Origin of the sequence: Streptomyces sp. CA-278952, from assembly GCF_028747205.1 — a bacterium.
GTDB lineage: Bacteria > Actinomycetota > Actinomycetes > Streptomycetales > Streptomycetaceae > Streptomyces.
Genome location: NZ_CP112880.1, coordinates 3,885,144 through 3,906,785, shown reverse-complemented (window position 1 = coordinate 3,906,785; position 21,642 = coordinate 3,885,144). Strand labels below are relative to the sequence as shown.

Here is a 21,642-nt window from a genome sequence, read left to right as displayed (position 1 = left end):
CCGCCGCCCGGGAGCCGTGCCCACCGATCGATCTCGCAACCGGAAGGAACCCCCAGCATGGCCCACCGGCCCGCACCCTCGAAACAGAAGCGGTTCATGCCTGCCCCACGGCTCGACCCGACCGTCCTCGGGGACGTCCTCCGCGTGGCCTCGGCCTCCGACTACACGCGCTGGGAGGACCAGATCCGCCGCACCGGCGGCTGTGCCGACCCTGTCCATCTGAGCGGCTGGGTAACCCACAAGGACAAGACCACCGGCGAGACCCTGCACCGCTACTCGACCGCGTACGAGCCGGGCGGACGCCTCCGTATCGCCTGTGGCAACCGCCGCGCCTCCCGCTGCCCCTCCTGCGCCTGGACCTACGCGGGCGACACCTACCACCTGATCCGCGCCGGCCTCGCTGGAGACGACCGCCGCGACATCACCGCCGCCGTCCGCGACCACCCGCGCGTCTTCGCCACCCTCACCGCACCCTCGTTCGGCCCCGTCCACAACCGCCCCGACCGGGACACCTGCCGGTGCGGCACGGCGCACGCCTCGGACGCCGGGGACCTGGGCTCCGCCCTTGATCCGGAGACCTACGACTACGCGGGCGCCGTGCTCTTCAACAACCACGCCGGGGAGCTCTGGCAGCGTTTCACCACCCGACTCCGCCGCGAACTCGCCATCCACGCGGGCGTCCCCCGCCGTGAGCTGGGCGACCACCTCCGCGTCTCCTTCGGCAAGGTCGCCGAATTCCAGAAGCGTGGAGCCCTCCACTTCCACGCCGTCGTACGTCTCGACGGCCCGGAGGGACCTTGTACTCCGCCGCCCGTGTGGGCCACGGTCGACCTCCTCACCGACGCGATACGCGCCGCAGCCGCGCACTCGTACACGTCGGTCTCCGTCCCTGCTGCCGGTGAACAGTCGGCCCGGACCTTCCGGTGGGGCCGACAGCTCGACGTCCGCCCGGTCAAGGCCTTCGGCGACGGTTCAGATGTGACCGAACAGGCCGTCGCCTCGTACGTGGCCAAGTACGCCACCAAAGCCGCCGAGAACACCGGCACCCTGGACCGCCGTATCGGTGAACTTGCCGAACTCGACCGCCACCGCGTTCCCGATCACACCCGTCGGCTCATCACCGCATGCCGTGAGCTCGACAGCCTCTATCCGGACCGACGTCTCTGGGCCTGGGCCCACATGCTCGGCTTCCGCGGCCACTTCTCGTCCAAGTCCCGCACCTACTCCACCACCCGGCGCCCTCCGTCAGGAACGCGCCGACTACCGCGCCGCCCAGGAAGCGCCTGCTCTCGGCCTCGCCGACCGCGAAGCGGACACCGTCCTCGTCCTGACCGACTGGCAGTACGTCGGCCACGGGCACACCCCCGGCGAAGGAGCTCTCGCCGCCACCATCGCCCGAGACCTCCAGACCAATCGCGAGACCGCCCGCGATGCACTGAAGGAGCGCACTGCCAACGAGGGGGAGTGGTGACCGTGGCGGACCGACTGCTCACCGTGAACCAGGTCGCCGAACGACTCGGCACCGGTCTCCGCTTCCCTCGCCGGCTCATCGAGGAACGCCGCATCACGTTCGTCAAGGTCGGCCGACATGTCCGCATCCCCGAGAGTGCCGTGGAGGAGTACGTCAGTGCCCACACGGTGGCGCCGATCGTCCTGCGGCCCGCCTCGGCGTACTCGTTCCGGAGGGCTGCCTGATGCCCGCCAAGCGCAAGTCCCGACGTGCCTTCGGCCGGATCCGGAAGCTGCCGTCCGGCCGGTTCCAGGCTCGGTATCCGGGGCCTGACGGCGTGCTGCGTGCCGCTGATCAGACGTTCGCGACAACGACGGACGCCGATCGCTGGCTGGCACGGAAGCGAATCGAGATGGAGGAGGGCCGCTGGCTCGACCCCGCCGAGGGGCGGACCACCGTCCGCGATTGGTCGGCACGATGGCTCACCGCGGTCTCCCCGCAGCTCAAGCACAAAACACAGGCGTCGTACCGATCCCTGATCAACTCGCTGATCGTTCCGGCGCTCGGTGACCGTGAGCTTTCCAGCCTCCGGCCTATCACCATCGTCGAATGGGTCGGTGCGATGAAGACCCGTGGTCTCAGCGCATCGCGGATCAGACAGGCCTACCGGGTGCTCTCGCAGATCATGCGGGCGGCCGTCGACAACGAGATGATCGGGCAGACCCCGTGCCGGGGCGTGAAGCTGCCTCGAATGCCGCAGACCGAGCCGCACATCCTCACCCCGCTGGAAGCCTCACGGATCGTGTGCAGTGCGACGAAACCGCATGACCTGCTGATCTCCTTGCTCGCCTACGCGGGTCTGCGGGTCGGGGAGGCGTTCGCGTTGCGGCGAGCGGACATCGATGTGTCCGGCGGCCTGGTCCTCGTCGATGAGAACCTGGCCGAAGCGAACGGCACCCTCGTCTTCGACACTCCCAAATCCCATCAGAAACGGGTTTTGCGGATCGGGCCGTCACTCGCGGCGCGGATCGGCCGGCACTTGGAGACGCTGCCCGGCGGGGAGGATGCTCTCCTCTTCGTCACGCCCGGCGGCAAGCCTCTGCGCTACAACCAGTGGCGCAAGGCGTACTTCGATCCCGCCGTGGCGGCTGCCGGGCTCACCGATGTCACGCCGCACGATCTCCGCGCCTCGCACGGGACGTGGGTCGCCGACCGGTATGGCGTGATGACCGCCGCGCACCGGCTCGGGCACTCGAACGCGAGCGTGACCACTCGGCACTACGCCCGGCCTGTGGCTGGCCGTGATGAACAGGTGGCTGAGGCTGCTGACGCATGGCTCGGCGGGCAGGATGAGCATCAGGCCCCCGAGGTGGGCGAGGCTCGCTGAGACAAGCGCATATGGTGACGCCCCTGGTACATCGGCCAGGGGCGTCCTGCTGGCCTCACAGGTGCTCGTGGAGTGGAGCAGTACGCGGATGGTCCTCCGCGAGAGCTTCGTTCATGGAAAGCCCAACCAACGCACAGACCACACGAGTTGAGTTACACGTCATGTCCGATTCAGTCCCCCATGGGAGATCCACTGAGCTAACGTTCCGCCCATGAAAACCGTCTCTGCGAAGCGGCTCGTCCCGGCTGCCCTGGTTGCAGCCCTGTTGCTGACCGGGTGCGCCGAGACTCTGCCGGAGCCGAAGCTGGCCGACCAGACGGGCAACACGCTCGCCGAAGCGGCTAAGAACGCCGAGGAGGCTGGTTACCACATCCCAAAGGGGTATGTAGCTGGCGGCATGGCAGAACTGCTGACCTTCAGTGACAATGCGCCGCTGGAAGGCTACGAGTCATGGACGGTCTGCTGGGCGAAGGCTGACTACATTGATGTGGGCGACGATCCCTTCTGGACCATCGAGTTTCACGGCGTGGAGCAGAAGTCGGACTGCGTGAACGGGAAGCTCGATCAGATACGCGGCAAGGACTACAGCGAGATGGCCGACGATGTGAAGGCTGCTCGGGAAGAGGCCGAGAACGGCACCGACTACGACGGCAGCGATCACGAAGATAGCGATGGTGGAGGGTACGAAGAGCCGCCGCTAGCGCTGGATATGGCTTGGCTCGCCTTGTCTGACGCCGACCGGCTGCGGATGTGCTCAATGTACAGCCGGGACTCCACGACTGCGGTAGCGGCGCTCATGGCTGTGTTGTCCACGACGGAGCATGGCAACGACATCACTGAGGCCCAGGCGGACACACTTTTCTCCACCAATTGCTGACGCACTATGGAAGCCGGGTGCGTTGGTCGGTGGGGCACGTCAGGGGCACGTCGACGGCGCCGACATGGGCGCTGGGACTTTTGCTGCTATCTGACCTGCGACGGAGCCCGTACCGCCTCTGAGCACTAACTGATCGTTTCAGAATGAGGTACGGAGTCGTCTCAAGCAGATGATGCTGCAGGCGAGTTGGAGTAGTGCGAGGTGGAGGTCGGCTCGTATCTCGTAGCGGATGCGCAGTCGTTTGAACTGGTGGAGCCAGGCGAAGGTCCGCTCGACGACCCAGCGTGTCTTGCCCAGTCCCGAGCCGTGCGGGGTGCCGCGTCGGGCGATCTTGGGTGTGATCCCACGGGCGCGGACGAGACGCCGGTACTTGTCGTAGTCGTACCCGCGGTCGGCGAACAGTCGCCGGGGCCGCTGGCGTGGCCGGCCCCGCAGGCCGCGGATGCGGGGTATGGCGTCCAGCAGAGGCATGAGCTGGGTAACATCGTGACGGTTTCCGCTGGTCAGAGAAACGGCGAGCGGGGTTCCGTGCCGGTCGACGATCAGGTGGTGCTTGCTGCCGGGCCGGGCCCGGTCGACCGGCGAAGGTCCGGTGTGAGCCCCCCTTTGAGAGCCCTGACGTGCGAGCCGTCGATCGCGGCGTCGTCCATCTCCAGCAGGCCCTCTTTACCCAGTTCCGCCAGAAGAACCTCATGCAGGCGGGGCCACACTCCGGCCTCGGTCCAGTCCCGCAGGCGCCGCCAGGCTGTCACGCCGCTGCAGCCCACCAGCTCTGCGGGAACGTCGCGCCAGCTCACACTCTTGCGCAGCACGTAGACGATGCCCCGCAGAGCAGCACGGTCATCGGCCGGCAGCCGCCCGGGATACCGGTGTCGTCGAGGCGGTCGAACCGGCAGCAGCGGGGCTATGCGTTCCCACAGGTCATCAGGCACAAGATCAGCAGACACCCAACAGATCCTGCCGACCCAACTCCCAACTGCCAAGCCACCACACCGATCTCATTCTGAAACGATCAGTAAAAGGTCTTGAAAACCGTCGTGGCAGCGATGTCACCGTGGGTTCAAATCCCACACCCACCGCGGGCGAGAGGCCCCCGACCAGTAGGTATGGTCGGGGGCCTCTGCCATGCCCGGGCCCCGCCGGGCGCGGCCAGGCGGGGAGGACGCTCTCCTCTTCGTCACGCCCGGCGGCAAGCCCCTACGCAACAACCAGTGGCGCAAGGCGTACCTCGATCCCGCCGTGGCGGCTGCCGGGCTCACCGACGTCACGCCGCACGATCTCCGCGCCTCGCACGGGACGTGGGTCGCGGACCGGTACGGCGTGTTGTCGCCGAAAGGATCCCGTCCCGGAGACTGTGGTCATGCCGCCATTCGGGTTCCGCGGCGCCAGACGGCACGGGTGTTGAGGGTGTCGCTGATGTTGCTGGTCGGGTCGCCGTCGACCAGTAGGAGGTCGGCGCGGAGGCCCTCGGCGATGCGGCCCCGGTCGCTCAGGCGGAAGCGGCGGGCCGTGGTCGCCGTGGCCGCGCGCAGGGCCCGTGCGGGGGTGAGGCCGGCTGTCACCAGGTACTGCAGTTCGTGGTGCAGGCTCGCTCCGTGTGCCAGGCCCCCGAAGAACGTCTCGGGCATGGAGACGTCGGTTCCGGCGAGCACGTCGACACCGGCAGCGTCCAGTGCGCGCACGGTGTCGTAAACGTCGTGGAGCTTGCCCTGCGGGTAGCGGTCATAGCTGGAGCGCAGGGTCCGGTCCCAGTCGGCGTCGAGGCGTGCGGCGACCCGGGGGTCGTCGGCGAGTTCGCTGCCGGTGATCCCCATCATCGAGGCGTTGAGAGTGACGCAGGGGATGACGAACATGCCCGCGTCCTTGATCAGGCTGATGATTTCGGCGGTGTGCGGCTGGTCCATGAACACGTGGGTGACGCCGTCGATGCCGGCTTCGGCGGCCGTCCTGGTGGCCTCCACGGTCAGCGCGTGGGCCACGGTCAGGGCGCCGTACTTCTTGGCTTCGGCGACACCGGCGTGCACGGTGGCCCGGTCGAGCGTGGGCAGCCCGGGGTGTCCCTCTACGCTGCCGTCGTCGATCATGAACTTGATGAAGTCGGACCCCCGGGCGAGGAGCTGCGGCACGAAGGCGGCGGCCTCCTCGGGTGTGGTGGAGAACGGCATCAGGGGCATGACCGGGGGAAGGTCCCACTTGGGCCGAAACCCTTCGGGCATGAGCTCACTCGGGTGACCGCCGGGCGGTGTGATGGCGAAGCCGGAGGAGCGCACGTCAGCCTGTGTGTCGTCGTCGGTGATGAGCCCCCGGTTCTCCCGGGTGTTCATCCCCTGCATCTCCAGTTCGGTCGTCACCCCGAACCGCAGGGCGAGCGCCAGGGAGCCCGGGGCGGAGTGGACGTGGGCGTCGATGAGTCCCGGCAGCAGTGTGGCGCCGCTGCCGTCGACGATCTCGCTGCCCTCGGGAGCGTCGCCACCGACGCGGGCGATCCTCCCGCCGTCGATGACCACGGTCCGCACGCCGACCGCCTTCTCCCCGTCGAAGATCTGCGCGTTGGTGATCGCGGTGAGCGCCATGGCGGTCCGCCTCATTTCCTGGCTCGTTCAAGATTTACATACCTGATGCTATGGACTTATCGAATGGTATGCAAATGTGCCGGCCGGGCCTAGACTCGGCACATGAGCAGCACCTCCTCCTCCGAGCAGCCCCCCGACGACCGGACGCTGGATCAGATCGGCCCGGCGCTGTCCCGTCTGCGGCGACGCGCACCCGCAACGGGCAGGGACCTCTCCCGCAACCTCGTGCTCAACGTCATCGCCGACGCGCCGGGCGAGACGACCGTCGGCGGGCTTGCCGCCGAGATGGGCGTCGCGCAGCCGGTCGCCAGCCGGACCGTCGCCGCCTGCATAGCGGACGGGCTGCTGCGGCGGGCGGCATCCCAGTCCGACGGGCGCCGCACCGTGCTCGAACTCACCGAGCACGGCGAAGCCGAACGCAACCGCTTCGCCGCCGAACAGCGAGAAGCGTTCCTGGAGATCACTGTCGCCTGGTCACCGGAGGAGCGAACCCAGTTCGCACGGCTCCTGACTCGATACGGAGTCGACGCCACCGCCTGGTCCAGGAAACAGACCCCAAGCCGCGATTGAACGGGCAGCGCCCCGAGACCGAGCCACGGCCAGGGACCCAGTCGCTGTTCCAGGCAGCCATCGCGCCGAACAGGGGCAGGAACGTGCCGCCGGTGATCGTCAGGCCGACCTGCCAGGGGAGCGCCCGGGGCGAGCGCGCCTGCCGCTCCGGGCTGTCGTGATCGCGGCCATCAGGAACATCGCCCCGCAGATGCCGAGGAGCAGACCGATGGCGAGGGGCATGCGGAAGGACTCGCGCGGGTCCGCGTTCGTGTAGTGGCGGTCCGGCCCGAAGTCGACGTACCGGATCTGGTCCTGCCAGTACGTGACCTCGATGTTCGCTCCCGGACGGGCGGCCGGAAGCCGTTCCAGGTCGCTCTCGATCCGGGTGCGCGTGGACGTTCCGTCGGCCTCGGTGAGGTACAGCCAGTACGACGGGGTCTTGCGCGTCGTCTCCTTCTCGGTGCGGTCGAGCACCGCCGTGACCGTCCGCAGACAGTCGGACCCCCGTCCGCCGGGGACCGTACACGCGGTTGCCGTGGTGAAAGCGTGCTCGTCGTCGCGGGCGTCCGGTGCGGTGAGGAGCAGCAGCCAGGCCGCCACCAGGGAGAACAGGATGCCGACTGCCAGGTAGGCGCGTACCGGCCCACGGCGGGCGGGCGCTGCCTCATGGCTTGGTGTCGGGGTCACCTCCGCATTCTGCGCCGGTGGGAGCGGAAGCGATATGAGTGATGTCCGCATGTCCTGAGGCTGCTTCTTGCCGGGATCCGGCAGTGGGCGGGGGCCGCGGGCCCCGGCGGCGGGGAGTCGCCGGCCTCCTGTCGGGGAGAACCCCGTCAGGCCGCGCCGTCGTGCTCCTCGCCCCGACCCGAGGTCAGCCGTGCCGCCGAGGCGATCGCGGCGCGGGCCTCGTGTTCCGGCAGTCCGGTGCGGACGGCGGCGGCGGTGAGCCCGTCGGCCAGGGCGTCGCCGAAGCCGTGCTCGTAGGCGCGGCAGGCCGCCCAGAACAGGCGGGTGTTGCGCTGGCCCTCGTGGGCGGCCAGCACGAACTGGATCAGGCCCTCCCCGCGACGGGCCGCGTTCGCCGGTGCGCCCGAGCCGGTGGCCGGTCCGGAGGTGGTGCCCGAGGCCGGGCTCGTACCCGTGCGCGGGGCGCGGCCGGACGGCGGGGTCAGGAGGCGGAGCAGGGCGCGGGGGCAGGGGGCCGGAGTGAGGTGGGCGGTGCCGGGGGCCAGGCGGTAGCGGCCGTGGGCGGTGACCGAGCCGGGGCCGACCAGGTAGCCCCCGGTGCCGCGGATGTCGATGCCCGGGGCGAGGCGGCCGGCGGAGTTGGGGACCGTGGCGTCGGCGGGGCCGGTCAGCCAGAGGTGGCGGCCGCCGCTCGGGGTGAGCACCGTGACCGTCGGCGGGATGGTGAACAGGTGCTGGAGGGCCAGCTGGCGCAGCGCGCCCGCCGCGTCGCTGCCGTACGCGGGGTCGACGTCCAGATCGATGCCGATGAGGCGGTGCGGGGCCCGTCCGCAGGCGATGCCGTAGCCGGTGGCCCGGGGCGCGGCGGAGAAGAGGGCGCGGACGGCCGCGGGGTCGGTCGTGGCGTCGTGCACCCCGTGGCCTGGCAGCCCGCACTCCCCCCGGCAGTGCGCCGACGGCTGCTCGCCCCGGTGCGGCGAGCGCAGCGCGGGGAGCTTGGTGGCGGAGAGCGGGAAGACGGGGAGGCCGCGCCCGGCGGCGGCGAGGGCGTGGGCGAGGGCCAGGGTGGGGGTCTGCCGGTCGATGGTGGCCATGCAGCCATTTTCGTACACGCGTTCGAATAAAGGAAGAGGGGGAGGTGGGGAGTGGCGCGGAGGCGCTCGGGAGGGGCGGGTGGCGGAACGCTTCTTCCCGGGCGTGCCAACGGGTCGCCGAGGCCACTTCGCTGACCTCGACTTTCGCGCGGCTCGGGAGGTTTATCCGCTCTTCGTCATACGTGAGGGGGAATCGGGAGATGGGGAGGGGTTCGTCGGGGACGTGCTGGGCAACTCTGGTCTCGCGACGTTGTGAACAGCACCGGGGTGGTCGGCCGACTCCCCCGGGACCAGCCGAATATGAAGCCGCAATTCCGTTTCCTGGAGGAAATGACATGGCAAGTATCCGTACCGCTCGCGCCCTCGCCGCTGTCGCCGCTCTGCCCCTGACCGTCGCGCTCTGCGGCGGTGTCGCCATGGCGGACAACGGCTCCTTCGCGAACGACGGATCGAACGCGGCTGTGGCGACGGTCGGCGGCAGCGGTGTCGGCGGCATCAACACCGGCAACTCGTCCACCACCCAGCAGCAGGCGGTCGGGGCCGGTGCGTCGAACCAGAACACGTCCGCCCAGGTGAACGACTCGGCCTTCGTGCCGATCGACCAGTCCGACCACAGCGTCGCGGTGAACTTCACGCCCATCTTCTGGTGACCCTCCTCGGGTGAACACGGCCGTCGGGACCTCCCGGGGGGTGGGTTCCGGCAGACCGAACGGCAGCCCGCGCGAAGGCACTCAGGTGTCCTCGCGCGGGCTGTCGCCGTCTTGACAGGGGTCAGTATCTGACGGACAGTCAGAAACGTCGGATCGCGGGCCGCCGGTCGTCGGGTACGCCGGTAGCCGGACGGGAGCGCTCCGGCTTTTCCGTATCCGCAGCTCTGGAGGCCCCTCCGTGCATCTCGCTCCGACGGAACGCCAGCAGCGGCTCCGTGCCGAACTCCGGTCGTATTTCCGTGCGCTGATGCCCGATGCGGCGGGCGGAGGGACGGGGGAAGGCCAGGGGAAGGGGGAGAGCGGGGGCGGTGGGCCGGACGCGGGCGAACAGCGGCGGCTGCTTCGCCGGATCGGCGCCGACGGCCTGCTCGGTCTCGGCTGGCCCGAGGAGTACGGCGGCCGGGGCCGGGGCCCCGACGAGCAGTTCGTCTTCTTCGACGAGGCGTACCGGGCAGGCGCCCCGGTCTCCATGGTCACGCTCAACACCGTCGGCCCGACCCTGATGGCGTACGGGACCGAGGAGCAGAAGGCGTACTTCCTGCCCCGCATCCTCGGCGGCGACCTCGTCTTCGCGATCGGCTACAGCGAGCCCGATGCCGGTACGGACCTGGCGGCGCTGCGGACCCGTGCCGTGCGGGACGGCGACGACTGGGTCATCGACGGCCAGAAGATCTTCACCAGCAACGCCCAGCAGGCGGACTGGATCTGGCTCGCCTGCCGCACGGACCCCGAGGCCCCCAAGCACCGCGGCATCTCGATCATCCTGGTGCCCACGGACTGCCCCGGCTTCTCCTGGACGCCGATCCGTACGGTGGGCGGGGTCACCACCACCGCCACCTACTACGACGGCGTACGCGTCCCGGCCACGAACCTCGTCGGTGCGGAGAACGGTGGCTGGAAGCTCATCACCAGCCAGCTCAACCACGAACGCGTCGCCCTGGCCGCGATCGGCATGCAGGCCGAGGACTTCTACGAGGAGGCCCTCGCCCACGCGCGCACCCCCGATCCCGTGACCGGGCGCCGCCGGATCGACGAACCGTGGGTGCGCGCGCGGCTCGCGGAGGCGTACGCCCGGCTCACGGCGACGCGCCTGCTGAACTGGCGGCTGGTCGACGCCGTCGGTGCCGGAGCGCCCGCCCCCGGAGAGGCCAGCGGGGTGAAGTTCGCGGGCACCGAGAGCGCGGTCGAGGTCTACCGGATGTGCCAGGAGGCCGTCGGGGAAGCCGCTCTGCTCCGGGGCGGTTCTCCCGGCTGCTTCGGGCCCGGCGGTGAGCTGGAGCGGATGAACCGCGCGGCGCAGATCAACACCTTCGGGGGCGGTGTCGGCGAGGTCCAGCGCGAGATCGTCGCCACGGCCCGGCTCGGGATGACCCGGAGCAAGCGATGAGCGAGCGGGAGTACGAGGCCGAGTACGAGGTCCGGGAGCGTGACGCGCGGGATGCCGAGGGCCCGGAGCGTGAGGTCCGGCAGCGTGACGTGCGGGATGCCGAGGACCGAGAGAGCGAGCCCCGGCAGCGTGACGCGCGGGAAAGGGAGGACGGGGAGCGTGAGGTCCGGGAGCGTGACGGCCAGGTGCGTCAGGCGCCTGACGGCCGGGATCAGCTGTACGAGCGGCTCGCCGCCTACGAGGGCCGCGCCGCCGCGACCGGGGGCAGGGGCAAGGACCCGGTCAACGAGCCCATGATCCGGCACTGGTGCGAGGCGATGGGCGATACCTCGGCCGCCTACCGGGGCCCGGACGCCGTCGCCCCGCCCACGATGCTCCAGGCGTGGACGATGGGCGGGCTCTCCGGGCACCCGGACGGAACGGGGCGCTCCGCGGCGTACGACGAGATGTTCGCCCTGCTCGACGGGGGCGGCTACACCTCCGTCGTCGCGACCGACTGCGAGCAGGAGTACGCGCGCCCGCTGCGCCCCGGCGACCGGATCACGTTCGACACGGTCATCGAGTCCGTCTCCCGGCGCAAGACGACCAAGCTCGGCACCGGCTACTTCGTCACCACCCGCACGGACGTCCGGGCCGACGGCGAGCCCGCCGGGAGGCACCGCTTCCGCATCCTCAAGTACCGCCCCGCGCAACGGGAGAAGCCCGTCGATCCTCCTCTGCGCCCCCGACCCGTGATCAACCGTGACAACGCCGGCTTCTGGGCCGGAGTCGCCGACCACCGGCTCCTCATCCAGCGCTGCACCGACTGCGCGACCCTGCGCCTCCCCTGGCTGCCGGGCTGCAACGCCTGCGGCGGCGCGGAGTGGGACACGGTCGAGGCGGGCGGTCGGGGCACGGTCTTCAGCCATGTCGTGATGCATCACCCGCCGTTTCCCGCCTTCAGCCCGTCCGGCGAGGGCGGACCGTACGCCGTCGCGCTCATCGAGCTGGCCGAGGGCGTACGCATCGTCAGCAACGTGATCGGTGTGCCGTACGACAAGGTCCGCGTCGGCATGCCCGTACACCTGGAGTTCCTCGTCACGGACCCCGAGCTGGAACTGCCCGTCTTCCGGGCGAGCGAAGGCGGTTGAGATGGACTTCACCCCGAGCGAGGAGCAGTCCGCCGCACAGGGACTGGCCGCGCGCATCTTCGGCGACCTGTCCTCCCACGAGCGGCTGGCGGCGGCAGGAACGGGCACCGACGCGGAACTGTGGAAGGAGCTGTGCGCGGCCGGACTGCCCGGCGCGGTCGAGGACATCGGGCTGCTCGGCCTCGTCCTGCTCCTGGAGGAACAGGGCCGGACCACCGCTCAGGTCCCGTTCGCGGCCACCTGTGCGTACGGGCTGCTCGCGCTCGCCGAGCACGGGACGCCGGAGCAGCGCGAGCGCCTGCTCCCCGCTCTGCGCGACGGTACGGCGGTGGCGACGGGCGCCTTCCCGGCGCGGGGCGGCGTACACGCGTCGGACGGTGCGCTGCACGGGGCCGTGCCCTGGGTGCCCTGGTTGCGCGACGCCTCCCTGGTGCTGGTGGCGGACGCCGACCGGGCCCTGTGGATCGTCGAGGCGGGCTCGCCGGGCGTGGCCGTGGTGCCGGTGGAGACGACCGCGCCCTGGGCGGCGGGGCGGCTGGTGCTCGACGGCGTACGCGGGGAGCGACTTGGGCGCGGGCCGGAGGTATACGCGGCCGTCCTCGCCACCGCCCGTACCGCGTTCGCCGGGCTCCAGGCCGGGGTCTGCGCGGGCGCACTCGCCCGCGCGGTCCACCACACCGTCACCCGCGAGCAGTTCGGGCGCCCGCTCTCCACCAACCAGGGCGTCCTGCTCCGCGCCGCCGACGCCCACATGGACACCGAGGCGATCCGGGTCACCGCGTACGAGGCGGCCTGGCGGCGGGACGACGGGCGGGAGTACGGGGCAGCGGCGCTGACCGCTGCCTGGTGGGCCTCCGAGGCGGGCAAGCGGGTCGTCCACGCGGGCCAGCATCTGCACGGCGGCACCGGGTCCGACCTCGACCACCCGGTCCACCGGCACTTCCTCTGGGGCCGTCAGCTCGACGCGTATCTCGGCTGCGGCAGCGAAGTCCTGGAGGAACTGGGCCGGTTGCTCGCGGACAGCGGCCAGGAGGGCGCCTCGTGACACGCACGTACCGCGTCGGTGACGAGCTGGCGCCCCTGGAGATCCCGCTGACCCGGACCCTGATCGTCGCCGGGGCCATCGCCTCGCGTGACTACCAGGACGTGCACCACGACGCGGACCTGGCCCGGGAGAAGGGCTCCCCCGACATCTTCATGAACATCCTCACCACCAACGGGCTCGTCGGCCGCTACATCACCGACCACTTCGGGCCGGATGCCGTCCTCCGCAAGGTCGCGATCCGCTTGGGCGTTCCCAACTACCCGGGAGACGCCATGCGGTTGACCGGCCGCGTCACGGAGGTGGCCTGGCCGGCCGGCGAAGAGCCCGTACGCGCGACGATCACCGTCACCGTCACTGTCACTGGCGACAACGGCATCGGCCGCCACGTCACCGGCACGGTCATCGTGACCCTCCCGGCCCCGAGCGGCGAAGAAGAAGGGGCCGGATCATGAGCATCCGCAGGGCCGACTCGCTCGGCGGGAAGGCCGCGATCGTCGGCATCGGGGCCACCGAGTTCTCCAAGGACTCCGGCCGCAGCGAGCTGAAGCTGGCCGTCGAGGCCGTCCGCGCCGCCCTCGACGACGCGGGTCTCACCCCCGGCGACGTGGACGGGCTCGTCACCTTCACCATGGACACCAGCCCCGAGATCACCGTCGCCCAGGCGGCCGGGATCGGCGAGCTGTCGTTCTTCTCCCGGGTCCACTACGGCGGCGGCGCGGCCTGCGCCACCGTGCAGCAGGCCGCCCTCGCGGTGGCGAGCGGGATCGCGGACGTCGTCGTCTGCTACCGGGCCTTCAACGAGCGCTCCGGCCGCCGCTTCGGCTCCGGCGTCCAGCGGCGCGAGTCCACCGCCGAGGGCGCGGCGCTCGGCTGGAACCTGCCGTACGGGCTGCTCACCCCCGCCTCCTGGGTGGCGATGGCGGCCCAGCGCTACCTCCACGCGTACGGCCTCGACCCGGAGGTCTTCGGGCACGTGGCGGTGGTCGACCGGCTCCACGCGGCACGGAACCCGGCGGCGTACTTCCACGGGAAGCCGATCACGCTCGCCGACCACGCCGCGTCCCGCTGGATCGTGGAGCCGCTGCGGCTGCTGGACTGCTGCCAGGAGACGGACGGCGGCCAGGCCCTCGTCGTCACCAGCCTGGAGCGCGCCCGCGACCTGCCCCGACCGCCCGCCGTCGTCGTCGCGGCGGCCCAGGGCGCGGGCCGGTCGCAGGAACAGATGACGAGCTTCTACCGGGACGGGCTGACGGGCCTGCCGGAGACCGCCGTGGTCGCCCGGCAGCTCTGGCGCAGCTCCGGACTGTCGCCGGCCGACATCGACGTGGGCATCCTCTACGACCACTTCACCCCGTTCGTCCTGATGCAACTGGAGGAGTTCGGTTTCTGCGGTCCCGGGGAGGCCGGGGCGTTCGTCGCCGCGGACGCGCTGCCCCTGAACACCCATGGGGGTCAGCTGGGGGAGGCGTACCTCCACGGGATGAACGGCATCGCGGAGGCCGTCCGGCAGATCCGGGGGACCTCGGTGAACCAGGTGGCGGGGGCGGCGAGGTCGCTGGTCACGGCCGGTACGGGGGTTCCGACGTCGGGCCTGGTCATCGGCGCGGACCGCTGAGCGGCGAGGCCCGGCCCCCGGGGGCTCTCGGGGGCGGACCCTTACGGCCGGGCGCAGGCCCGTCCACCTTCAGGAGGTGCAGGGTGCACACCCCCTACAACCTGAGGCGGACGAGCCTTCGGGACCTGGGGGCGATCCCCTCGGCGGCGCCCGCTCCTAGCGTGGAGTACATGACCACGCCAGTCTGCACGGGCGCCTCCAGGGCGGCCTCTGCCACCGCCGCCGGCCACCCCCACGCGCCCTACGCGTCGTTCTCCTCGTACGTACGGGCCCGTGGTCCGGTCCTGCTGCGTACCGCGCGCTCGCTCACCGCGAACCCGTGCGACGCGGAGGACCTGCTGCAGACCGCGCTCGCCAAGACGTACGTCGCGTGGGAGCGGATCGAGGACCACCGGGCGCTGGACGGCTACGTCCGCCGGGCGCTGCTCAACACCCGTACCTCGCAGTGGCGCAAGCGGAAGGTCGACGAGTTCGCGTGCGAGGAACTGCCCGAGGGGGAGGCCTTTCCGGCGCCGGACCCGGCCGAGCAGCAGTCGTTGCACGACGCGATGTGGCGCGCGGTGCTCAAGCTCCCGGACCGCCAGCGCGCGATGGTCGTCCTGCGCTACTACGAGGACCTGAGCGAGGCCCAGACGGCGGAGGTGCTCGGCGTGTCGATCGGTACGGTCAAGAGCGCGGTCTCCCGTGCTCTCGGCAAGCTCCGCGAGGACCCGGAGCTGACGCCGGTCCGCTGATCCGGACGGCCCGGCGAGGTCCCTCAGGAGGTCCTGACCCGGCTCCCCAGCGAGGAGTTCCCGGCAGGAATCTTCTCGCGAGTAGTGACATACCGCTTGGTATGTGCGCAGAATCAGCGGAACCTTACTGCCGCGTAGCGCCTACCGGGAGGACGCCGTGCTGAGCACCATGCAGGACGTACCGCTGACTGTCACCCGCATCCTGCACCACGGGATGACGATTCATGGGAAGTCGCAGGTCACGACCTGGACCGGCGAACCCGAGCCGCACCGTGCCACCTTCGCCGAGATCGGCGCACGCGCCACCCGGCTGGCCAACGCGCTGCGCGACGAGCTGGGCGTCGACGGCGACCAGAGGGTCGCGACGCTCATGTGGAACAACGCCGTCCACGTCGAGGCGTACCTCGCCATTCCCTCCATGGGCGCCGTGCTCCACACCCTCAACCTCCGGCTGCCGCCCGAGCAGCTCGCCTGGATCGTCAACCACGCGGACGACAAGGTGGTGATCGTCAACGGCTCGCTGCTGCCGCTCCTCGTGCCGCTGCTGCCCCACCTGCCGAGCATCGAGCACGTGGTCGTGTCCGGCCCCGGCGACCGCTCCGCCCTCGCCGGCGTCACGCCGCGCGTGCACGAGTACGAGGAACTGATCGCGGGCCGCCCCACCACGTACGACTGGCCGGAGCTGGACGAACGCCAGGCCGCGGCCATGTGCTACACCTCCGGCACCACGGGCGACCCCAAGGGCGTCGTCTACTCGCACCGCTCGATCTACCTGCACTCGATGCAGATCAACATGACCGAGTCGATGGGGCTGACCGACAAGGACACCACGCTCGTCGTCGTGCCCCAGTTCCATGTGAACGCCTGGGGGCTGCCGCACGCCACGTTCATGACGGGCGTCAACATGCTCATGCCGGACCGCTTCCTCCAGCCCGCTCCGCTCGCCGACATGATCGAGAGCGAGCGCCCGACGCACGCCGCCGCCGTTCCCACCATCTGGCAGGGCCTGCTCGCCGAGGTCACCGCCAACCCGCGCGACCTCACCTCCATGGCCAACGTGACCATCGGCGGCGCGGCCTGCCCGCCCTCGCTGATGGAGGCGTACGACAAGCTCGGCGTCCGGCTCTGCCACGCCTGGGGCATGACGGAGACCTCGCCCCTCGGCACCATGGCCCACCCGCCCGCCGGCCTGAGCGCCGACGAGGAGTGGCCGTACCGGGTCACCCAGGGCCGCTTCCCCGCCGGGGTCGAGGCGCGGCTGGCCGGCCCCGGCGGGGAACGCCTTCCGTGGGACGGCGAGTCGGCCGGTGAGCTGGAGGTCAGGGGCAACTGGATCGCCGCCGCCTACTACGGCGGCGCCGACGGCGAGCACCTGCGCCCCGAGGACAAGTTCAGCGAGGACGGCTGGCTGAAGACCGGCGACGTCGGTGTGATCAGCACCGACGGCTACCTCACCCTCACCGACCGGGCCAAGGACGTCATCAAGTCGGGTGGCGAATGGATCTCCAGCGTCGAGCTGGAGAACGCGCTGATGGCCCACCCGGACGTCGCGGAGGCGGCCGTCGTCGCCGTGCCGGACGAGAAGTGGGGCGAACGGCCGCTGGCGACGGTGGTCCTCAAGGAGGGCGTCACCGGGACCGACTACGAGGCGCTGAAGGAGTTCCTCGCCGAGTCGGGCATCGCCAAGTGGCAGCTGCCGGAGCGCTGGTCGGTCATCGACGCAGTGCCGAAGACGAGCGTCGGCAAGTTCGACAAGAAGGTGATCCGCAAGCAGTACGCGGAAGGCGAGCTGGACGTCACCCAGCTCTGAGGCGCCGGGCCCTTTTCCGGTTTCACGTGAAACAAGGGCGGGGGCGGTACGGGACACCCGTACCGCCCCCGCCCTCTTCCGCCCCCGCCCTGTTCCGTCCCCCTGCGTCCGTCTAGTTGGTGCCGATCTTCGCCAGCAGGTCCACGATCCGCGACTGGACCTCGTCGCTGGTCGACCGTTCCGCCAGGAAGAGGACGGTTTCCCCCGACGCGAGCCGCGGCAGCTCCGCCTGGTCCATCCCGGCCGAGGTGTAGACGACCAGCGGGGTGCGGTTCAGCTGCCCGTTGGCCCGCAGCCAGTCGATGATCCCCGCGCGCCGGCGGCGTACCTGCATCAGGTCCATCACCACGAGGTTCGGCCGCATCCGGCCCGCCAGGTCGACGGCCTCGCTGTCCGTCGCGGCACGCGCCACCTGCATCCCGCGCCGCTCCAGGGTCTGCGTCAGCGCCACCGCGATCTCCTCGTGCTCCTCGATCAGGAGCACCCGCGAGGGATGCTGTTCGCTGTCGCGGGGGGCCAGCGCCTTGAGCAGGACGGCCGGGTCGGCGCCGTACGCCGCTTCCCGGGTCGCCTGCCCCAGACCGGCGGTGACCAGCACCGGGACCTCGGCCGCGACCGCCGCCTGACGCAGCGACTGCAACGCGGTCCGGGTGATGGGGCCGGTCAGCGGGTCGACGAAGAGCGCGGCGGGGAACGCGGCGATCTGGGCGTCGACCTCCTCGCGGGAGTTCACGATCACCGGACGGTAGCCCCGGTCGCTGAGCGCCTGCTGGGTCGGCACGTCGGGCGCGGGCCAGACCAGCAGCCGACGCGGGTTGTCCAGCGGCTCGGGCGGCAGCTCGTCGTCGACCGGGTGCGGGTGCGGCCGGTTGGCGACCTCGACCGCGCCTCCGGGCCCGTCCAGCGGCTCGGGACCCTCCGCCCCCTCGTCGGGCGCCCCTATGGCGTACGCGCGCCCCTCCGCGACGGGCGGCGCGAGCAGTTGCCCCTCGCCGTAGGCGGCGCCGGGCCCACCCTGCGGCTGACCTGGCTGACCCGGCCGTCCGGGCTCCTGCGCCTGGTCCGGCCCCTGATCCTGGCCCTGGTCCTGGGGGTGGGTGCGGGGCTGGTGCTGCTGCGGCCCGGGAGGCTGCGCGGAGCCGGTCGGCTGGGCCGGGCCCGGCCGGTCGCCCTCCGGCGGGGCGGCGAGCTTGCGGCGCCGGCCGGCCCCGCCGAGGCTCTGATGCGGCTGGTTCTGCTGGTGCGCGAGGTGCTGGGCGAACGGCACGCCCTGGCCCAGCGTGCGCACGCTGAAGGCCCTCCCCTGCGTCGAGTCGGGGTTGCTGCCGTCCGGCATCGGCTCCTCGGCGGGCAGCGGCTGCCGCCGCGCGTCCGGGGCCGGGACGCCCGCGACACCGTCGGCCGGGTGCGCCACCGGATCGGCGACGCCCGCGACGCCGGTGGTGTGGGCGGTCCGCCCGGCGCCGTCCTGTCCGGTGTCGGGGTGGACGTCCTGCCCGGTGTCGCCCCACGGCGCGAGGCCCGGCCCCGGGCTCGGAGACTCCGGTACGCCGTCGTGCGGGGCGGGCGCAGGGGGTGTCGCCCCGGGGAGGCGGGGGGCGTGGGCCGCTCCGGGCGCGGCCGGGAAGCCCTGCCCGGAGGCTCCGTCCGTCTGCGGGCCGGGGTGTGCCGGGGTGATGGGGTGCGCCTGCAGAGGCGTGTGACCGGCCTCCGGCGCGGTACGCGCGTGGTGCGTGCCCGTCCCGTCGCTGGGGGCCACCGGGGCCGCCGGGGCGTCGGGGGCGAGCGGCACCCGGTCCGCGTCGGCGGGCGGCAGGGCGAAGGCGGTGCGCGGTCCGGCCTCGGCCGCGGTGCGCTCCTGGGCGGCGGCCAGCGCACGCCGGGCACGCCGCCCCCCGGGCTGCTGGGACTGCTCCGGCCCGGGGCGCCCGCCATCGCTGTCAGTTCCGCTGTTGCCGCTGTCGCCGCCGCCGTTGCCGCTGTTTCCGGAGGGGAGGGCGGGCAGGGCGGGGCGGGCGGGCTCGTCCTCACGACGGGCCCGCCGCCCGGTGGGCGGTACGGGCTGCTGCGGGTCCACCGGGACGCCCTGCGGCGGCACGGTCTGCCCGAGCTGCGGGCGGCCGCCGCCCTGGGCGTTCTCGGCCGCGGTGACGACCGACCCCTCGGAAGGGGCGGTGGGCGCCGCCGCGGACGGGGCGGAGGTCAGGGCCAGCGCCCCCCGCTGCGGTGGCCGGGGCTGCTCCCGGGCGCCGTCGGCCGGAACCGTGCCCGGGGGCGCCTCGGCCGGGCTGGGCCTGCCGCGGCGACGCCCGGAACCCTCACCCTGCTGGGCCGGGATCAGCTCGGGAGCCTGCTGCTCCTCGGGCGCGGCCGGTCCACGGCGCGCCCGCCGCCGCCCGGTCGGCTCGGCGGCCGGGCGGTCGTCGGGAGAGGGAGCCACGGCGCCGACCGCGTGGTCGCCGACGCCCTCCGGCGTACCGCCGTGGCTGTCCAGGAACGCGTCGGTGGAGGACCGGCGCGCTCGGCGCCGCCCGCCGCTGGTGACGCCGGGAGCTCCCAGCCCTTCGGGCGACGAGGCGACGGGGGGAGGTTCCGGCAGCAGGGCGGTGCCGTCCGTCTCCGGGGGCGCGATCGTGCCGGACGCGGTGCCGATGGGCAGGTCGAGCACGTACGCGCTGCCGCTCATGCCCGGCATCTCGTGCGTCTGGAGGACCCCGCCGTGCGCCCGGACGATGCCGCGCACGATCGGCTCGTGCACCGGGTCGCCCCCGGCGAACGGGCCGCGCACCTCGATCCGTACGACGTCCCCGCGCTGGGCCGCGGCCACGACCACGGTGGAGTCGACATAGCCGCCCCCGGGCACGGCCCGGGTCTTGCCGGTCGAATCGACGCCGCAGACGTCCGCGACGAGGTGGGCGATGGCGGTCGCGAGCCGGGGTGCGTCGACCTCGGCCTCGATCGGCGGGGCGTGCACGGCGAACTGGGCGCGCCCGGGACCGATCAGCTCGACCGCCCCGTCGATACCGCCCGTGACGATGCCGTCCACCATCGCCGGGGCCTTGTGCAGCCCCTCCACCCCCGCGTCCAGGCGCTGGTACCCCAGCACGTTGTCGACGAGCGTGGTCATCCGTGCGTACCCGGCGGCGAGGTGGTGCAGGATCTGGTTGGCCTCGGGCCACAGCTGACCGGCCGGGTCGGAGGCCAGCGTGGACAGCTCGCCGCGCAGCTCCTCCAGGGGCCCGCGCAGCGAACCGCCGAGGACGGCGGTGAGCTGGGAGTGCTGGGCGCCCAGGGAGGCGAGCAGCTCGGCCTGTCCCTCGATCTCGGCGGCGTACCGCTCGCTACGGTCGGCGAGCTCGGCGGTGTGCGCCTCCTTCAACGCCTCCAGCTCGGCGGCGTGCGCCTCCTTGAGCGCGGTGACCTCGGCGGAGTGGCTCGTGGTCAGCTCGGCGACGACGCTTCTGTGCTGCGCCGACAACTCCTCGTACGGCCGGCGGTCGGTGAACGTCATCACCGCGCCGACGAGCTGGTCCCCGTCCCGTACCGGCGCGGTCGTGAGGTCCACCGGCACCTGCGCGCCGCTCTTGGACCACAGCACCTGCCCGCGCACCCGGTGCTTGCGCCCGGACTTGAGGGTGTCGGCGAGTGGGGAGTCCTCGTACGGGAACGGCTCGCCCTCCGCCCGCGAGTGCAGGATCAGCGGATGCAGCTCCTGACCGCCGAGGTCACTGGCCCGGAAGCCGAGGATCTGCGCGGCGGCGGGGTTGACGAGGACGACGCGCCCGTCGGTGTCCGTGCCGACGACGCCCTCGGAGGCGGCCCGCAGGATCATCTCGGTCTGCCGCTGCGAACGGGCCAGCTCCGCCTCGGTGTCGACGGTGCCGGAGAGGTCCCGCACGACGAGCATGAGCAGCTCGTCACCGGTGTAGCTCGAGTGGATGTCGTTGTACGCGGCCTGACCGCTGTCGACGTTCGCGCTGGTGACCTCGACCGGGTACTCGTGGCCGTCGGTGCGCCGCGCGGTCATCCGCGTCGGCTTGGTCCTGCCCTGCTCGTCCGCAGCCTCGGGTCGGCGCATCGAACCCGGGATCAGCGTGGAGTCGAACTCCGGCAGCAGATCGAGCAGTCCGCGACCGACGAGCGCGGTGCCCGGGGTCTCGAACATTTCGAGGGCGATGGCGTTGGCGTTGACGACCGTGCCGTTGCAATTGACGAGCAGAAGCCCGTCAGGAAGGGCATCGAGTATGGCTGCGAGGCGAGCAGTGCCTCGGGATGGCCTGCTGCTCACGACGACGCTTCCTCCCTGATTACCGCACCTTGCCGACAGCGGGCCCCATCTTGCCCCTCGGGCCGCAGACTGTCACTGGAGGAGTCTAAGGGCAGGGGAGGCCCCGGGGGCGGCGGATGAGGGGGAGCTCTCACCAAGGTTCTGTGCGCGGTGGGTACGCCGCGGGCCCATGACGTGAGCGTCCGCGCACCCTGTGACCTGCGCGAACGCGCGGCGTGGCCAGGTCCTTCGGGGCGCGCGGGCCCCCGGAGCGGTCTGCGGCGGATACGCGGAGGCGAACGCTTTTACGCCGTGGCCGACGGG

17 protein-coding genes and 1 pseudogene are annotated in these 21,642 nt (G+C 71.8%); 13 read left to right on the top strand and 5 right to left on the bottom strand.

Going from position 1 to position 21,642, the window contains the following annotated elements; translation table 11 throughout:
• The first annotated feature begins 57 nt into the window (after positions 1 to 57).
• The 4 genes and pseudogenes from repSA (at position 58) to N7925_RS17460 (ending at position 3,714) form a co-directional block, all read left to right on the top strand.
• Positions 58 to 1,471 (top strand): annotated as a pseudogene (gene repSA, locus N7925_RS17475) (replication initiator protein RepSA).
• Positions 1,465 to 1,695, top strand: a complete 231-nt coding sequence (locus tag N7925_RS17470) for a helix-turn-helix domain-containing protein (RefSeq protein WP_274344401.1) — start codon at positions 1,465 to 1,467, stop codon at positions 1,693 to 1,695. The pseudogene repSA and the gene N7925_RS17470 overlap by 7 nt, the downstream one beginning before the upstream one ends.
• Complete coding sequence (locus N7925_RS17465; protein ID WP_274344400.1) at positions 1,695 to 2,837, top strand: tyrosine-type recombinase/integrase; 1,143 nt, start codon at positions 1,695 to 1,697, stop codon at positions 2,835 to 2,837. The genes N7925_RS17470 and N7925_RS17465 overlap by 1 nt, the downstream gene beginning before the upstream one ends.
• A 211-nt stretch (positions 2,838 to 3,048) precedes the next feature.
• The gene (locus N7925_RS17460; protein ID WP_274344399.1) at positions 3,049 to 3,714 is read left to right on the top strand and encodes a hypothetical protein; all 666 of its coding nucleotides are present in this window, start codon (positions 3,049 to 3,051) and stop codon (positions 3,712 to 3,714) included.
• Positions 3,715 to 3,852: 138 nt separating this feature from the next.
• Here the strand turns inward: N7925_RS17460 and N7925_RS17455 are convergent.
• Together N7925_RS17455 and N7925_RS17450 are read right to left on the bottom strand one after the other, a co-directional pair.
• Positions 3,853 to 4,661, bottom strand: a protein-coding gene (locus N7925_RS17455; protein WP_274344398.1) for an IS5 family transposase whose coding sequence is annotated in 2 segments (ribosomal slippage) — positions 3,853 to 4,322 and positions 4,322 to 4,661 — 810 coding nt in all. Because the reading frame shifts where the segments join, the coding sequence is not laid out codon by codon here.
• Between the two features lie 411 nt (positions 4,662 to 5,072).
• The gene (locus N7925_RS17450) at positions 5,073 to 6,287 is read right to left on the bottom strand and encodes an amidohydrolase family protein (protein WP_274346494.1); all 1,215 of its coding nucleotides are present in this window, start codon (positions 6,285 to 6,287) and stop codon (positions 5,073 to 5,075) included.
• A 102-nt stretch (positions 6,288 to 6,389) separates the two neighbouring features.
• On the opposite strand from N7925_RS17450, the gene N7925_RS17445 reads away from it, so the two are divergent.
• Positions 6,390 to 6,857, top strand: a complete 468-nt coding sequence (locus N7925_RS17445; RefSeq protein ID WP_274344397.1) for a MarR family winged helix-turn-helix transcriptional regulator — start codon at positions 6,390 to 6,392, stop codon at positions 6,855 to 6,857.
• Positions 6,858 to 6,956: 99 nt separating this feature from the next.
• Here the strand turns inward: N7925_RS17445 and N7925_RS17440 are convergent, their stop codons facing one another.
• Positions 6,957 to 7,526, bottom strand: a complete 570-nt coding sequence (locus N7925_RS17440) for a hypothetical protein (RefSeq protein ID WP_265600515.1) — start codon at positions 7,524 to 7,526, stop codon at positions 6,957 to 6,959.
• Positions 7,527 to 7,672: 146 nt separating this feature from the next.
• A complete protein-coding gene (locus tag N7925_RS17435) occupies positions 7,673 to 8,620 on the bottom strand; it encodes a bifunctional DNA primase/polymerase (RefSeq protein WP_274344396.1) in 948 nt (315 codons plus the stop codon).
• A gap of 335 nt (positions 8,621 to 8,955) precedes the next feature.
• On the opposite strand from N7925_RS17435, the gene N7925_RS17430 reads away from it, so the two are divergent.
• From N7925_RS17430 to N7925_RS17395, 8 genes are all read left to right on the top strand, one after another.
• Complete coding sequence (locus tag N7925_RS17430; RefSeq protein WP_050359915.1) at positions 8,956 to 9,270, top strand: hypothetical protein; 315 nt, start codon at positions 8,956 to 8,958, stop codon at positions 9,268 to 9,270.
• Between the two features lie 238 nt (positions 9,271 to 9,508).
• On the top strand, positions 9,509 to 10,717 hold the full coding sequence (locus N7925_RS17425; protein WP_274344395.1) for an acyl-CoA dehydrogenase family protein: 1,209 nt from the start codon (positions 9,509 to 9,511) through the stop codon (positions 10,715 to 10,717).
• A complete protein-coding gene (locus N7925_RS17420) occupies positions 10,714 to 11,847 on the top strand; it encodes a bifunctional MaoC family dehydratase N-terminal/OB-fold nucleic acid binding domain-containing protein (protein WP_274344394.1) in 1,134 nt (377 codons plus the stop codon). The genes N7925_RS17425 and N7925_RS17420 overlap by 4 nt, the downstream gene beginning before the upstream one ends.
• A 1-nt stretch (position 11,848) precedes the next feature.
• Positions 11,849 to 12,892 (top strand): acyl-CoA dehydrogenase family protein, encoded by a 1,044-nt coding sequence (locus N7925_RS17415; RefSeq protein WP_274344393.1) that lies wholly within the window; start codon positions 11,849 to 11,851, stop codon positions 12,890 to 12,892.
• Positions 12,889 to 13,344, top strand: a complete 456-nt coding sequence (locus tag N7925_RS17410) for a MaoC/PaaZ C-terminal domain-containing protein (protein WP_274344392.1) — start codon at positions 12,889 to 12,891, stop codon at positions 13,342 to 13,344. The genes N7925_RS17415 and N7925_RS17410 overlap by 4 nt, the downstream gene beginning before the upstream one ends.
• Complete coding sequence (locus N7925_RS17405; protein ID WP_274344391.1) at positions 13,341 to 14,507, top strand: lipid-transfer protein; 1,167 nt, start codon at positions 13,341 to 13,343, stop codon at positions 14,505 to 14,507. Before N7925_RS17410 ends, N7925_RS17405 begins: the two co-directional genes overlap by 4 nt.
• 170 nt (positions 14,508 to 14,677) lie before the next feature.
• The gene (locus N7925_RS17400) at positions 14,678 to 15,241 is read left to right on the top strand and encodes a SigE family RNA polymerase sigma factor (RefSeq protein ID WP_265600508.1); all 564 of its coding nucleotides are present in this window, start codon (positions 14,678 to 14,680) and stop codon (positions 15,239 to 15,241) included.
• 157 nt (positions 15,242 to 15,398) lie between these two features.
• A complete protein-coding gene (locus N7925_RS17395; protein ID WP_274344390.1) occupies positions 15,399 to 17,051 on the top strand; it encodes a long-chain fatty acid--CoA ligase in 1,653 nt (550 codons plus the stop codon).
• A 112-nt stretch (positions 17,052 to 17,163) separates the two neighbouring features.
• Here N7925_RS17395 and N7925_RS17390 read toward each other — a convergent pair whose 3' ends face one another.
• Entirely contained in the window at positions 17,164 to 21,339 is a 4,176-nt protein-coding gene (locus tag N7925_RS17390) for a hybrid sensor histidine kinase/response regulator (protein WP_274344389.1), read from the bottom strand.
• Positions 21,340 to 21,642: the final 303 nt, after the last annotated feature.